Origin of the sequence: uncultured Sphingomonas sp. (assembly GCF_964235535.1) — a bacterium.
GTDB lineage: Bacteria > Pseudomonadota > Alphaproteobacteria > Sphingomonadales > Sphingomonadaceae > Sphingomonas.
The window spans coordinates 1-14,165 of record NZ_CAXSBH010000020.1; the positions used below are offsets into that span (position 1 = coordinate 1).

13 protein-coding genes are annotated in these 14,165 nt (G+C 66.2%); all 13 read left to right on the forward strand.

Annotated features, from left to right (window positions below; all coding sequences use genetic code 11):
• A partial coding sequence (gene nuoF / locus ACFE7F_RS08065) for an NADH-quinone oxidoreductase subunit NuoF (RefSeq protein WP_375403337.1) occupies positions 1-704 on the forward strand: 704 nt, incomplete at its 5' end.
• Positions 705-848: 144 nt separating this feature from the next.
• Entirely contained in the window at positions 849-2,849 is a 2,001-nt protein-coding gene (gene nuoG, locus ACFE7F_RS08070; protein WP_375403338.1) for an NADH-quinone oxidoreductase subunit NuoG, read from the forward strand.
• Positions 2,850-2,851: 2 nt separating this feature from the next.
• Positions 2,852-3,250, forward strand: a complete 399-nt coding sequence (locus tag ACFE7F_RS08075; protein WP_375403339.1) for a clan AA aspartic protease — start codon at positions 2,852-2,854, stop codon at positions 3,248-3,250.
• Complete coding sequence (nuoH, locus tag ACFE7F_RS08080; RefSeq protein ID WP_375403340.1) at positions 3,247-4,431, forward strand: NADH-quinone oxidoreductase subunit NuoH; 1,185 nt, start codon at positions 3,247-3,249, stop codon at positions 4,429-4,431. The genes ACFE7F_RS08075 and nuoH overlap by 4 nt, the downstream gene beginning before the upstream one ends.
• Positions 4,428-4,913 (forward strand): NADH-quinone oxidoreductase subunit NuoI, encoded by a 486-nt coding sequence (gene nuoI, locus ACFE7F_RS08085; RefSeq protein WP_375403341.1) that lies wholly within the window; start codon positions 4,428-4,430, stop codon positions 4,911-4,913. Before nuoH ends, nuoI begins: the two co-directional genes overlap by 4 nt.
• A gap of 68 nt (positions 4,914-4,981) precedes the next feature.
• Positions 4,982-5,593: an NADH-quinone oxidoreductase subunit J gene (locus tag ACFE7F_RS08090; protein WP_375403342.1), complete on the forward strand. Its 612-nt coding sequence runs from the start codon at positions 4,982-4,984 to the stop codon at positions 5,591-5,593.
• 8 nt (positions 5,594-5,601) lie between these two features.
• Positions 5,602-5,904: an NADH-quinone oxidoreductase subunit NuoK gene (nuoK, locus tag ACFE7F_RS08095; protein WP_375403377.1), complete on the forward strand. Its 303-nt coding sequence runs from the start codon at positions 5,602-5,604 to the stop codon at positions 5,902-5,904.
• A 5-nt stretch (positions 5,905-5,909) separates the two neighbouring features.
• Positions 5,910-7,964: an NADH-quinone oxidoreductase subunit L gene (nuoL, locus tag ACFE7F_RS08100; RefSeq protein ID WP_375403343.1), complete on the forward strand. Its 2,055-nt coding sequence runs from the start codon at positions 5,910-5,912 to the stop codon at positions 7,962-7,964.
• A gap of 34 nt (positions 7,965-7,998) precedes the next feature.
• The gene (locus ACFE7F_RS08105; protein ID WP_375403378.1) at positions 7,999-9,507 is read left to right on the forward strand and encodes an NADH-quinone oxidoreductase subunit M; all 1,509 of its coding nucleotides are present in this window, start codon (positions 7,999-8,001) and stop codon (positions 9,505-9,507) included.
• Positions 9,507-10,970, forward strand: a complete 1,464-nt coding sequence (gene nuoN, locus ACFE7F_RS08110) for an NADH-quinone oxidoreductase subunit NuoN (RefSeq protein WP_375403344.1) — start codon at positions 9,507-9,509, stop codon at positions 10,968-10,970. Before ACFE7F_RS08105 ends, nuoN begins: the two co-directional genes overlap by 1 nt.
• Entirely contained in the window at positions 10,928-11,674 is a 747-nt protein-coding gene (locus tag ACFE7F_RS08115; protein WP_375403345.1) for a biotin--[acetyl-CoA-carboxylase] ligase, read from the forward strand. Before nuoN ends, ACFE7F_RS08115 begins: the two co-directional genes overlap by 43 nt.
• Positions 11,675-11,682: 8 nt before the next feature.
• Positions 11,683-12,468, forward strand: a complete 786-nt coding sequence (locus ACFE7F_RS08120) for a type III pantothenate kinase (protein WP_375403346.1) — start codon at positions 11,683-11,685, stop codon at positions 12,466-12,468.
• 50 nt (positions 12,469-12,518) lie between these two features.
• Positions 12,519-14,156, forward strand: coding sequence for a ribonuclease J (locus tag ACFE7F_RS08125; protein ID WP_375403347.1), 1,638 nt, complete (start codon positions 12,519-12,521; stop codon positions 14,154-14,156).
• The last annotated feature ends 9 nt before the right edge of the window (positions 14,157-14,165 follow it).

Consider the following 14,165-nt stretch of genomic DNA (forward strand, 5'->3'; position numbering starts at 1 on the left):
GGCTGTATGGTTGCCCGACCACGGTCAACAACGTCGAGTCGATCGCGGTGGTGCCCACCATCCTGCGGCGCGGAGCGGAGTGGTTCTCAGGCTTCGGGCGCGAAAACAACAAGGGCACCAAGCTCTACCAGATCTCCGGACACGTCGAACGCCCATGCGTCGTCGAGGAGGAGATGGGCATCCCGTTCCGCGAGCTGATCGAGCGGCATTGCGGCGGCATCCGGGGCGGGTGGGACAACCTGCTCGCGGTCATTCCCGGTGGATCGTCGGTGCCGCTGGTCCCGGCGGCCGAGATCATGGATGCGCCGATGGACTTCGACGGCCTGAAGGCGGTCGGGTCGGGGTTGGGCACGGCGGCGGTGATCGTGATGGACAAGTCGACCGACATCGTCCGCGCGATCAGCCGCATCTCGTACTTCTACAAGCATGAGAGCTGCGGCCAGTGTACCCCGTGCCGCGAGGGCACCGGCTGGATGTGGCGCGTGATGGAGCGGATGCGCACCGGCGAGGCGGCGCTCAGCGAAATCGACACGCTGCTGGCGGTGACCAAGCAGGTCGAAGGCCACTCGATCTGCGCGCTTGGCGACGCGGCAGCCTGGCCGATCCAGGGGCTGATCAAGCATTTCCGCCCCGAGATGGAGCGCCGCATCAACGAGCGCGCGGGCAACGACGCGCTGACGCCGATGCAGGAGGCGGCGGAGTGACGCTGGAGCAGGAGGACCGCGTTCTCGCGATACTGCGAACGATCCAGGCCGACGTGGCCGGGATCAGGTCCGAGATAGCCCGCCAGAGCGATCGCCTTCGTAGGCTCGACGACATGTTCGCCTCGTTTCGAACGGATTACCAGAATGCCCAAGCTTAAGGTCGACGGGATCGAAGTGGAGGTGCCGCAGGGTGCCACAGTGATGCAGGCGTGCAATGCCGCCGGCAAGGAAATCCCGCATTTCTGCTATCACGAGCGGCTGTCCATCGCGGGCAATTGCCGCATGTGCCTGGTCGAGGTGAAGCCGGGGCCGCCCAAGCCGCAGGCGTCCTGCGCGCTGCCCGCCGCCGACAATCAGGAGGTATTCACTACCACGCCGATGGTGAAGCATGCGCGCGAGGGGATCATGGAGTTCCTCCTGATCAACCATCCGCTAGACTGCCCGATCTGCGACCAGGGCGGGCATTGCGACCTGCAGGACATCGCCGTCGCCTACGGCAAGGGACACAGCCGCTTCGCCGAGAACAAGCGCGCGGTCACCGACAAATATATGGGGCCGGTCGTCAAGACGATCATGACGCGGTGCATCCAATGCACGCGATGCGTCCGTTTCGCCGAAGAGGTGGCGGGCGTCGAGGAGATCGGCGCGGTGTTCCGGGGCGAGGAGATGCAGATCACCTCGTACCTCGAGAACGCGGTCAAATCCGAGCTGTCGGGCAACACGGTCGATCTGTGCCCGGTCGGTGCGCTGACCCACAAGGCCTATCAGTTCGAGACGCGACCCTGGGAACTGCGTCGCACCCCGGCGATCGACGTGTCGGACGCGGTCGGCACCAACGTCCGCCTCGACGCGCGCGGGCGGCAGGTGCTGAAATGCCATCCCGTCATCAACGACGACGTCAACGAGGAATGGGCGACCGACAAGACGCGCTACATGATCGATGGGCTGGTCCGTCGGCGGCTCGACCGGCCGTTCGTGCGGCGCGGCGGCAAGCTCGTCCCGGTGAGCTGGGACGAGGCGTTCGACGCGGTGGTCGATGCAGCAAGTGACGCGGGCGGGAGCGTCGCGGCGGTGGCGGGCGACTTAGTCGATTGCGAGACGATGTACGCCGCGCGCGAGCTGCTGGCGGGAATGGGATCGACGCTGCTCGAGGGGCGGCAGACGGGCATGGACTACGACACGTCCAGCATGGCGGCCGTTAACTTCAACACCACGATCGCGGGGATCGAGCGCGCGGATGCGGTGCTGCTGGTCGGCACCAACCTGCGCTGGGAAGCGCCGCTGGTGAATACGCGCGTCCGCAAGGCGATCAAGCGCGGCGCAAAGGTGTTCGCGATCGGGCCGCAGGTGGACCTGACCTATAAGGTCGAGTGGCTGGGCGACGACCTGTCGGTGCTCGGGAGCCTGCCGTCGCATGTGGCCGATCGGTTCGGCGCGGCCGAGCGGCCGGCGGTGATCGTCGGCGGAGCGGGGTTGAAGGGTGCGCACGGCGCGGCGCTCGCCTTCGCCAAGCAGTTCGACTTGGTCCGGGATGGATGGAACGGGTTCAATGTCGTCCATATGGCGGCGTCGCGGATGGGCGGGCTGATGCTCGGTTATGCGCGGCGCGGCGGGATCGGCGATATCGCCAGTGCGCGACTGACCTTTTTCCTGGGAGCGGACGAGGTCGACTTCACGCGCTTCGGCGGGTTCAAGGTCTATGTCGGCCATCACGGTGACCGCGGCGCGGCGTATGCCGACGTCGTGTTGCCGGGCGCGACCTATGCCGAGAAGTCAGGTACCTGGGTTAATCTGGAAGGCCGCGTCCAACGCGGCGAGCGCGCGGTATCCCCACCGGGCGATGCGCGCGAAGATTGGACGATCTTTCGCGCCTTGTCGGAACGGCTCGGGCGACCGCTGCCCTTCGACTCGCTCCCGGGCCTGCGCGAGCGGATGACGCACGACGTGCCCGCGCTCGGGCGGCTTGGGCTGGCGACGTTCGAGTGGGCTCCGCCTGCGCTCCCCGCGACCGCGTCGGGCACGATCGAGCGTTACCCGATCGCCGACTTCTATCTCACTAACCCGATCTGCCGCGCCAGCCCGACCATGCAAAGATGCTCGGCCGAGCTGCTCCATGGCGAGAGCTTCGCGGAGGCGGCGGAGTAGCGATGGGTCATACCTTCTCCGAAATCGAACTCTCCAACGCCCGCGACGATGAACTCGCGCCGATGACGATTTCGGCGCTCGTCGATACGGGCGCGCCACATATGTGCATCCCGCAACATGTCGCGCTCCAGCTGAAGTTACAGGTCCAGGATCGCCGGCAAGTCACGATCGCGAACGGCGCGTCCGAGATGGTCGATTATGTCGGACCGGTCCGCATCCGTTTCGCCAACCGGCAATGTCTGGTGGGCGCTCTAGTCTTGGGCGATCAGGCGCTGCTCGGGGCCATTCCGATGGAGGATATGGACCTGGTCGTCAGCCCGTCGCGTCAGACGATCACCGTCAACCCAAGCAATCCGAACATCGCCGTTTCACTGGCGATGGGCGTCAGGACCTACCCATGATCGCGTTCTTCAACACCACCGTCGGGCTCAGCTATAGCTGGTCGTGGTTCCTCGCGACGATTAGCGGCATCCTGATCATCGCGCTGCCGCTGATGCTGACGGTGGCGATGATCATCTATGCCGAGCGCAAGATCTGGGCGGCGATGGCGCTTCGGCGCGGGCCGAACGTGGTCGGGCCGTTCGGGCTGTTGCAAAGCTTCGCCGACGGTTTGAAGGTGTTCCTGCAAGAGACGATCGTTCCGACGGCGGCGAACCGCGGGCTGTTCCTGATGGCCCCGATCATCACTTTCACCGTCGCCTTGATCGTGTGGGCGGTGGTGCCGTTCTCGCCGGGCGTGGTGCTGGCCGATATCAATGTCGGCCTGCTGTATGTGCTCGCGGCGTCCTCGCTCAGCGTTTACGGCGTTATCATCGCGGGGTGGGCGTCCAATTCGAAATACCCGTTCTACTCGGCGCTGCGGGCGGCCGCGCAGATGGTCAGCTACGAGGTCGCGATCGGGTTCATCCTGATCTCGGTCGTGCTGTGGGCGGGAAGCTTCAACCTGTCGCGGATCGTCGAGGCGCAGCAGAATACGCTGGGCATCGGCCTGAACGGCTTCGGCTTCAATCCGCTGCTGTTCCCGATGGCGGTGATGTTCTTCATCTCGTCGCTCGCCGAGACCCAGCGAGCGCCGTTCGACCTGACGGAGGCCGAGTCGGAACTGGTGGCGGGTTTCCAGACCGAATATTCGTCGATGAGCTTCGCGCTCTATTGGCTGGGCGAATACGCCAACGTTATCCTGATGTGTACGCTAAACGCGACCCTGTTCTGGGGCGGGTGGCTGCCGCCGCTCGATATCGGCTTCCTGTATGCGGTGCCGGGCTTCTTCTGGCTATTCGCCAAGATGCTGGTGTTCTTCTTCATGTTCGGATGGGTCAAGGCGACCGTGCCGCGCTATCGCTATGACCAGCTGATGCGGCTGGGCTGGAAGATATTCCTGCCCGTGTCGCTGTTTTGGGTCTTCCTGGTGTCGGGCGTGTTGATGTTCCAGCGGGTCGGGACCGATTGCGCGCCGACCGACCGATCCTATCTTTCCGGGTACGCGGAAGACGGACGAACCTACGCCGTCGCGAAGCCGCGCTATCCCACCGACGGCGTTTGTCGCGATCGGCGGTTCGCCAAATTGGAGACTCGTTCGTGAATATCGCCGGTACGATCAAGGCGTTCACGCTGTGGGAGTTTCTCGGCGCGCACGCCAAGACGTTGCGCTACTTCTTCAAGCCGAAAGCGACGCTGAACTACCCGTACGAGCGTAACCCGCTAAGCCCGCGCTTCAGGGGCGAGCATGCGTTGCGGCGCTATCCGAATGGTGAGGAGCGGTGCATCGCCTGCAAGCTGTGCGAGGCCGTGTGCCCCGCGCTGGCGATCACGATCGAGGCGGAGCCGCGCGACGACGGATCGCGCCGGACGACGCGCTACGATATCGATATGACCAAGTGCATCTTTTGCGGGTTGTGTCAGGAATCGTGCCCGGTCGACGCGATCGTCGAGGGGCCGAACCTGGATTTCTCGACGGAGACGCGTGAGGAGCTGATCTACGACAAGGCCAAGCTTCTCGACAACGGCGACCGGTGGGAGCGGGTGTTGGCGAGCAACCTTGCCCAGGACGCACCCTACAAGTAAGGCGCGGCGACTACGATTGATCGCCACGCCCGGATCGGGATGGCGCGCATGCGGAACGGGGCTCGTCGTTGATCCAGGCCATCGCTTTCTACCTGTTCGCGACCGTCGTCATCGGCTCCGCCGCGATGACGATCTCGTCGCGCAATCCGGTCCATTCGGTGCTGTGGCTGATTCTGGCCTTCTTCAACGCGGCGGGGCTCATGGTGCTCGTCGGCGCGGAGTTCATCGCGATGTTGCTCGTGATCGTCTATGTCGGCGCGGTCGCGGTGCTGTTCCTGTTCGTCGTGATGATGCTCGACATCGATCTGGCGGAGATGCGCAAGGGCGTGGTTCGGTATCTGCCGGTCGGCCTTGCGCTCGCGGCGGCTCTGCTCGCGGAGATCGTCATCGGCATCGGTGCCTACGGCGCGGGCGGGATCGAGCTCGCCAGGCGGACCGCGCCGGCGGTGGCGGGGGTGCCCAACATCCAGGCGATCGGGAACCTGCTCTACACGCGATATCTGTTCATCTTCGAGGCGGCGGGGCTTGTCTTGCTGGTCGCGATGATCGGCGCGATCGTGCTCACCCACCGTCAGCGCGGGGGCACGCGGACGCAGAACGTATCGCGCCAAGTCGCCCGGCGGCCCGAGGACGCGACGCGTAACACCCAGCCCGTCGTGGGCGAGGGTGTGCGGCTGTGAACGGATCGATCGGCCTCATCCACTATCTCGTCGTCGGCGCGATCCTGTTCACGATGGGGGTGCTCGGCATCTTCCTGAACCGGAAGAACCTGATCGTCATCCTGATGGCGATCGAGCTGATCCTGCTGGCGGTGAATATCAACCTCGTCGCCTTCTCGGCGCATCTGAACGACCTGGTGGGCCAGGTGTTCGCGATGTTCGTGCTGACCGTCGCGGCGGGCGAGGCGGCGATCGGGCTCGCCATCCTCGTCATCTATTTCCGCGGGCGCGGGACCATCGCGGTCGACGATGTCGACCGGATGAAGGGCTAAACCGTTTGATCCACCTCATCGTCTTCCTGCCGCTGCTCGCGGCGGTGATCGCTGGGCTAGCTAACCGCAAGTTCGGCGGCTTGGCTCCCAAGCTGCTGACCACCGGCGCGCTGTTCGCGTCGTGCCTGCTGTCTTGGCCGATCTTTCTCGGCTTCCTTGGCGGCGAGACGCCCGCCTACGTCGCGCCGGTCATGTCCTGGATCGTGTCGGACGGATTGGACGTGAGCTGGGGCCTGCGGGTCGACGCGTTGACCGCCGTGATGCTGGTCGTGATCACCACCGTGTCGGCGCTCGTCCACCTTTATAGCTGGGGGTACATGGACGAGGACCCAGACCAGCCGCGATTCTTCGCCTACCTGTCGCTCTTCACCTTCGCGATGCTGATGCTCGTCACGGCGGACAACCTCGTCCAGATGTTCTTCGGTTGGGAGGGCGTCGGGCTCGCCAGCTACCTGCTGATCGGATTTTGGTACAAGAAACCGTCCGCCAACGCCGCCGCGATCAAGGCGTTCGTCGTCAACCGCGTGGGCGATCTGGGCTTCATGCTCGGCATCTTCGGCGTATACCTTGTCTTCCGGACGGTCTCGATCCCCGAGATCCTGGCGGCTGCGCCGAGCATGAGCGGGTCGACGATCGGGTTCCTCGGCTCCCGCTTCGACACGCTGACCGTGCTCTGCCTGCTGCTGTTCGTCGGCGCGATGGGCAAGTCGGCGCAGCTGGGCCTCCATACCTGGCTCCCCGACGCGATGGAGGGGCCGACGCCGGTGTCCGCGTTGATCCACGCGGCGACGATGGTGACCGCGGGCGTGTTCATGGTGTGCCGCCTGAGCCCGTTGTTCGAGGCCGCGCCCGTCGCGCTCGGCGTGGTGACGGCGGTCGGCGCGGCGACCTGCCTGTTCGCGGCGACCGTCGGCCTGGTGCAGACCGACATCAAACGCGTGATCGCCTATTCGACCTGCTCGCAGCTCGGCTACATGTTCTTCGCGGCGGGGGTCGGCGCGTACGGCGCGGCGATGTTCCACCTGTTCACCCACGCCTTCTTCAAGGCGCTGCTGTTCCTCGGCGCGGGGTCGGTGATTCACGCGATGCACCATGAGCAGGACATGCGGTTCTATGGCGGCCTGCGTAAGGCGATCCCGCTAACTTTCACGGCGATGCTGATCGGTACGCTCGCGATTACGGGCGTCGGCCTATACGGCGTGGGCGGTTTTGCGGGCTTCTACTCGAAGGACGCGATCATCGAGGCGAGCTGGGCGTCGGGTTGGTTCGGCGTATCGATGCTCGGCATGCTGGTCGCGTTCCTGACGAGCTTCTATTCATGGCGGCTTATGTTCCTTACTTTTTGGGGAACACCGCGCTGGGCCGCGTCGGAGCACATTCAGCATGCGCTGCATGACGCGCATGGGCACGGCCAGGAAGCGCACCCTGCGGGTGAGGACAGCGGGCGCACGCCGTCGACCCACGACGCCGAGCATACCGATGTTTTGCATGGCACCGGCGGGTATCATCCGCATGAGAGCCCTTGGTCGATGCTGGTCCCGCTCGGCATCCTGTCGCTCGGCGCGATCGCGGCGGGGTTCGCATTCCACCATTACTTCATCGAGCCGGAGGCCGGGGCCGAGTTCTGGCGCGGCAGCATCGCTTTCCGCGAGGCCCTGATGCACGCGATGCATGACGTGCCGTTGTTCGTGAAGCTGTCCGCGACGGTCGCGATGCTCGGCGGCCTGGCGCTCGCCTATGGCATGTACATCCGCTCGGCCGACGCGCCGGCCAAGACGGCGGAAACGTTCCACCTCGCCTATCGGTGGTTCCTGAACAAATGGTACTTCGACGAGCTCTACGACCTCATCTTCGTCCGCCCCGCCTTCGCGCTCGGCCGCTTCTTCTGGCACCGCGGCGACGAGAAAACGATCGATCGCTTCGGACCCAACGGATCCGCCTGGGTCGTCCAGGCCGGGGTGCGCGCGGCGGCCAAGCTTCAGACGGGACACATCTACACCTATGCCTTCGTCATGCTGATCGGGCTCACCGGCGCGGTGACCTGGGCCATCGCGGGTTGACCCAGTGACCGGAGGCTATCCCGTCCTGTCGCTGATGCTGGGCGTCCCCGCGCTTGCCGCGATCGCCTGCCTGTTCATCCCCGCCCGCGAGGCGCGGTGGCTCGCGCTCGCCGCGACGCTGATCGACCTGGCGCTCGGCCTGGTGCTGTGGACCGGGTTCGAGACCGGCGGCGCGCAGTGGCAATTCACCGAGTACCGGCCCGCCTTCGGGCGCTTCGCCTGGGCGCTCGGGATCGACGGCTTCGCGCTGCTGTTGATCATGCTCAGCGTATTCCTGATGCCGATCTGTATCGGGGCGAGCTGGAACGCGATCGAGAAGCGCGTGCCCGAATATATGTCGGCGTTCCTGCTGACGGAGGTGCTCATGATCGGCACCTTCGCCGCGCAGGATATCTTCCTGTTCTACATCTTCTTCGAGGCCGGGCTGATCCCGATGTTTCTGATCATCGGGATCTGGGGCGGCGCGAACCGGATCTACGCGAGCTACAAGTTCTTCCTGTACACGCTGCTCGGCTCGCTCGTGATGCTGATCGCGATGCTGTATATAACGCGCGAGGCCGGGACGACGTACATCCCGCAGCTTATGGCCCACGACTTCGCGCCCGGGGCGCAGACCTGGCTATGGCTCGCCTTCTTCGCGTCGTTCGCGGTCAAGATGCCGATGTGGCCCGTCCATACCTGGCTGCCCGATGCGCACGTCCAGGCGCCGACCGCGGGGTCGGTGATCCTGGCGGGCGTGCTGCTCAAGCTCGGCGGCTACGGCTTCCTGCGCTTCTCGCTCCCGATGTTCCCGGAGGCCTCGGGACAGCTCGCCTGGCTGATCTTCGCGTTGTCCGCGGTGGCGGTGATCTATACCTCGCTGGTCGCGCTGGTTCAGGCGGATATGAAGAAGCTGATCGCCTATTCGTCCGTCGCACACATGGCGATCGTCACGATCGGGCTGTTCGCGTTCAACCGGCAGGGGATCGAGGGCGCGATGATCGTCATGCTCAGCCACGGCCTCGTCTCGGCGGCGTTGTTCCTGTGCGTGGGCGTCATCTACGACCGGCTCCACACCCGCGAGATCGCGGCGTATGGCGGCGTGGCGAGCGTGATGCCGACCTATGCCGTGTTCTTCCTGCTGTTCACTATGGCCTCCATCGGCCTGCCGGGGACGAGCGGGTTCGTGGGCGAGTTCCTGAGCCTGCTCGGCAGCTACCAGATATCGACCTGGACCGCGCTGCTTTGCACGACGGGCATCATCCTGGGCGCGGCCTACTCGCTCTATCTCTATCGCCGTGTCGCGTACGGCGAGATCAAGACGGACGCGGTGCGCGCGATGCCCGACCTCAGTCGCCGTGAGCTATGGCTGCTCGCGCCGATCGCGGGCGTGGTGCTGTGGATGGGCGTTTATCCGGAAAGCTTCATGGCACCGATGCGCGACGATGTCGGCCGCCTGCTTGCCCGGATCGAGCGCGCGACGCCCGGGAGTGACTCCCGCCCGACCGCGGGCCGAGCGCCGGCCGTGACCGCACCAGCGGTCGTGCATGGCGGAGCGCATTGATGAGCTACACCGACAATCTCCTGATGACGCTGCCCGAACTGGTGCTGTCGCTCGGCGCGATCGCGTTGATGCTGGTGGGCGCGTGGGGCGGGCAGAAATCGACCCGCGCGGTGTCCTGGACCGCGATCGCGATCATCGGCGGCGCGATGGTGGCGCTCGCCGGCCCGGCCTCGAGCGGCGGCACCGCGTTCGGCGGCCTGTACCGCGCCGACGCATTCGCGGCGTTCGCCAAGGTGCTCATCTATCTCGCATCGGCGGTTGCGATCGTCATGGCATCGGGGTTCTTCGAGCGGACTAGCGGAGACGATCTCCGTCCCGAATATCCCGTGCTGATCCTGCTCTCCACGGCGGGGGCGGGGATGATGGTGTCAGCGGGCGACCTGCTGACGCTCTATGTCGGGCTAGAGCTTCAGAGCCTGTCCTCCTACGTGCTGGCGAGCTTCATGCGCCGCGATGCGCGCTCGGCTGAGGCGGGGCTGAAATATTTCGTGCTGGGCGCGCTGGCGTCGGGCATCCTGCTTTACGGCATATCGCTCGTGTACGGGTTCAGCGGCACGACCCTCTTCACCGGCATCGCCGACGCTTACTCAGTGCCCCCCGCCGAGCTGTCGACCGGACTGCTCTTCGGTCTCGTATTCGTCTTCGCCGGCATCGCTTTCAAGATCGCCGCGGTGCCGTTCCACATGTGGACGCCCGACGTGTATGAGGGCTCGCCGACGCCCGTGACCGCGCTGTTCGCGACCGCGCAGAAGGTCGCAGCCGTCGCGCTCGCCGTGCGCGTCGCGATGGAGGCGATGGGGCCGGCGGTGTTCCAGTGGCGTCAGATCGTCATCTTCGCCGCGCTCGCCTCGATCGCGCTGGGAGCAGTGGCGGCGATCGGCCAGACGAACATCAAGCGGCTGCTCGCCTATTCGTCGATCAACAATATCGGCTTCGCGCTGATCGGGCTCGCCGCCGGATCGGTCGAGGGCGTGTCGTCGGTGCTGACCTACATGGCGATCTATATCGCGATGACGATGGGGAGTTTCCTGGTCGTGCTCCAGATGCGCGAGCCCGACGGCACGCCCGTCGAGAGCATCGCGTCGCTCGCGGGCATGTCGCGGACGCGGCCCGCGCTGGCGGCGGCGCTGGCGATCTTCATGCTGTCGCTCGCGGGCATCCCGCCGCTGTTCGGCTTCTGGGCGAAGTTCGTCGTGTTCGACGCGGCGGTGCAGGCGGGGCTGTTCCCGCTGGCGGTGATCGGCATCGCGCTGTCGACAATCGGGGCATATTATTACCTCCGTGTCGTCAAGCTGATGTATTTCGACGAGCCCGCCGGGTCGTTCCCGCCGATCACCAGCCGGATCGAGGGTGGGTTGATCGCGGCGGCGGCGGTGTTCGTGTCGCCGATCGGCTATTTCGCGATCGTGCCGCTGGGCGTGTGGACGATGGCGGCAGCGCGGTCGCTGCTCCCGCTCCCCTGACGACGATCCGCACCGTCGCGCAGACGGGGTCGACCAATGCCGACATGGCCGCGCTCGCACGGACGGGGCTGGGTGAGGGGGTGTGGCTGCGCGCCGAGCGCCAGACTGCGGGACGCGGGCGGCTGGGGCGGAGCTGGATCTCGCCGCCGGGCAATCTGTATGCGAGTACGCTCGTCCACCTCCGCGCGACCGACCCCGTCCCGGCCACCTTGGGACTGGTCGCGGCCGTCGCGCTCGACGAGGCCGTCCGCGTATATGCCCGCGACGCGCCGCTCGCGCTCAAATGGCCCAACGACCTGCTGCTGGGCGGGGCCAAGCTGTCAGGCATTTTGCTCGAGCGGGTCGAGGATGCCGTGGTGGTCGGCGTCGGCGTGAACTTGGCGCATCATCCCGACCTGCCAGACCGTCCGACGACCAGCCTCGCCGACCATGGCGACGCGGTGACGCCGGGCGACCTCGCCGACACGCTGGCCGAGACGTTCGCGCGCTGGCTTGCGACTTGGCGCAGCGGCGGCGTCGCGCCGGTGCGCGCTCGCTGGCTGGACCGAGCGCACCCGACCGGCACCGCGCTGGCGGCGCGACTGCCGGGGGGCGACGTGCTGGCGGGGCTGTTCGCCGGGCTCGACGCGGACGGCGCGCTGTCGCTGCGCTTGGCGGACGGCGGTACCCGTGTCATCCACGCCGCCGACGTGTTCCAGGTCTAGGATCCCCGATGCTGCTCGCCATCGACGCCGGCAATACCAACGTCGTGTTCGCGCTCGTCGAGGGGCGCCGGATCAGGGCGCGCTGGCGGATCGCGACCGACCCCAGGCGGACGGCCGACGAGTATGCGGTTTGGCTTATTCAGCTACTTCAGATCGAGGGCTACCAGCGCGGCGACGTGACCCGGGTGGTGCTCGCGACCGTCGTTCCGCGCGCGCTCCATAACCTGCAGGTGCTGGCCCGGAAGTATTTCGGCGCGGAGGCGATGATCGCGGGACGCGCACCGCTGGAATGGGGGATCGTGATCGACGTCGACGAGCCCGGGTCGCTCGGGGCCGACCGCGCCGTCAATACGGTCGCAGCGCATGAGCTACATCCCGGCGATCTGATCGTCATCGATTTCGGCACCGCGACGACCTTCGACGTCAGCGACTATCAGGGCGCGTACAAGGGCGGGATCATCGCGCCCGGCATCAATCTGTCGCTCGACGCGCTGGTGAGCGCCGCCGCCAAGCTGCCCCGCATCGCCATCGAGCCGCCGCCGACCCAAGGCGGCGTGATCGGCCGCAACACCGTCGATCAGATGCAGATCGGCATCTTCTGGGGCTATGTCGCGATGATCGAGGGGCTGGTGTCGCGGCTGAAGGCGGAGGTGGGCCGGCCAGTCAAGGTGATCGCGACCGGCGGGCTTGCGACCCTGTTCCAGCCATACACTCCCGTGTTCGACGCGATCGAGCCCGATCTGACCATCCAAGGGCTGGCGATAATGGTCGAACGCGCCCATATATCCGCTTGAATTCTTCGCGCCCGCGAACGGCGCTTCTCCTGTAAAATCGAAAGAACTGAATGACACCGGCAAAAGAACTGCTTTTCGTCGCCCTTGGAGGGTCCGGCGAGATCGGCATGAACGTCAACCTCTACGGTGCGGACGGCAAATGGGTGATGGTCGATTGCGGCATCACCTTCGCGGATGCGGGCTATCCCGGGATCGACGTGATCCTGCCCGACCTGTCCTTCATCGAGGACCGGCGCGAGAGCCTGGTCGGCGTCGTGCTGACGCACGGGCATGAGGACCATATCGGCGCGCTGCCTTATCTCGCCGAGGATCTGGGCATGCCGCTCTACGCCACGCCCTTCACCGCCGGTCTGATCCGCGGCAAGCTGGAGGAGGAGGGGATCGCGAACCGCGTGAAGATCCGCATGATCCAGCCCGACCAGCAGTTCGATGTCGGCCCGTTCGGCTTCCGCTTCGTGCCGCTGTCGCATTCGATCCCCGAGGCCAACGGCCTGTTGATCGACAGCCCCTACGGCCGCGTGTTCCACACCGGTGACTGGAAGCTCGATAGCGATCCGGTGATCGGGACGCCCGCCACCCCCGAACAGCTTCAGGCGATCGGCGACGAGGGCGTGGACGTGATGGTCTGCGATTCGACCAACGTCTTCAACGATACGGCATCGGGCTCCGAGGCGAGCGTGTTCGAGGGCATGCTGGGCGCGGTGAATGCCGCGCGCGGGCGTGTGGTGGTGACGAGCTTCGCGTCGAACGTCGCGCGGCTGTCGACGATCGCCAAGGTCGCCGTCGAGACCGGCCGGTCGTTATGCGTCGCGGGCCGCTCGCTCGACCGCATCCTCAAGGTCGCGCGCCAGTGCGGGTACCTGAAGGATTTCCCGAACACCGTCTCGCCCGAGGAGGCGATGCGCCTGCCGCCCAAGCAGGTTCTGGTCGTCGCGACGGGCGGGCAGGGCGAGCCGCGCGCCGCGCTCGGCCGCATCGCCGACGGTAGCCATCCGCTTGCGCTGGGCGAGGGCGACAGCGTGATTTTCTCGTCGCGCCAGATCCCCGGCAACGAGGTCGCGATCGGGCGCATCCAGAACATCCTCGCCGGCAAGGGCGTGGCGATGATCACCGAGCGTCAGGCGCACGTCCACGTCTCGGGCCACCCAGGCCGTCCCGAGCTCGCGCAGATGTATAAGTGGATCAGGCCCAAGCTGCTCGTCCCCGTCCACGGCGAGGCGCGGCATCTGATGGAGCACGCCCGTTTCGGCCGCGCCGAGGGCGTGCCCGACACGCTCACGCAGATGAACGGCGACATCGTCCGGCTGACCCCGGGTTCCGCCAAGAAGGTGGGCAAGGCTCCTGTCGGCCGCCTCGTGCTCGACGGCGACGTCATCCTGCCGGCCGACGGCACCACCATCAACGAGCGCCGCAAGATCGCGATCAACGGCCAGATTTCGGTCGCGATCGCGCTCGGGCGTAACGGTACGCTGATGGGTTCGCCCCAAGTACGTATCCAGGGCATCCCCGTCGAGGAGGACCGTGCGCCGTTCATCGAGGATACGGTCGCGGCGGTCGCGGCGGCGGTGAAGGGCGGCAAGCGTCAGGCCGACCGCGTGCGCGAGGACGTGCGCCTGGCCGTCCGCAAGATCGCGACGCGCTGGACCGGCAAGAAGCCGATCGTCGACGTGCTGCTGATCCAGGCCTGACGGGACCGG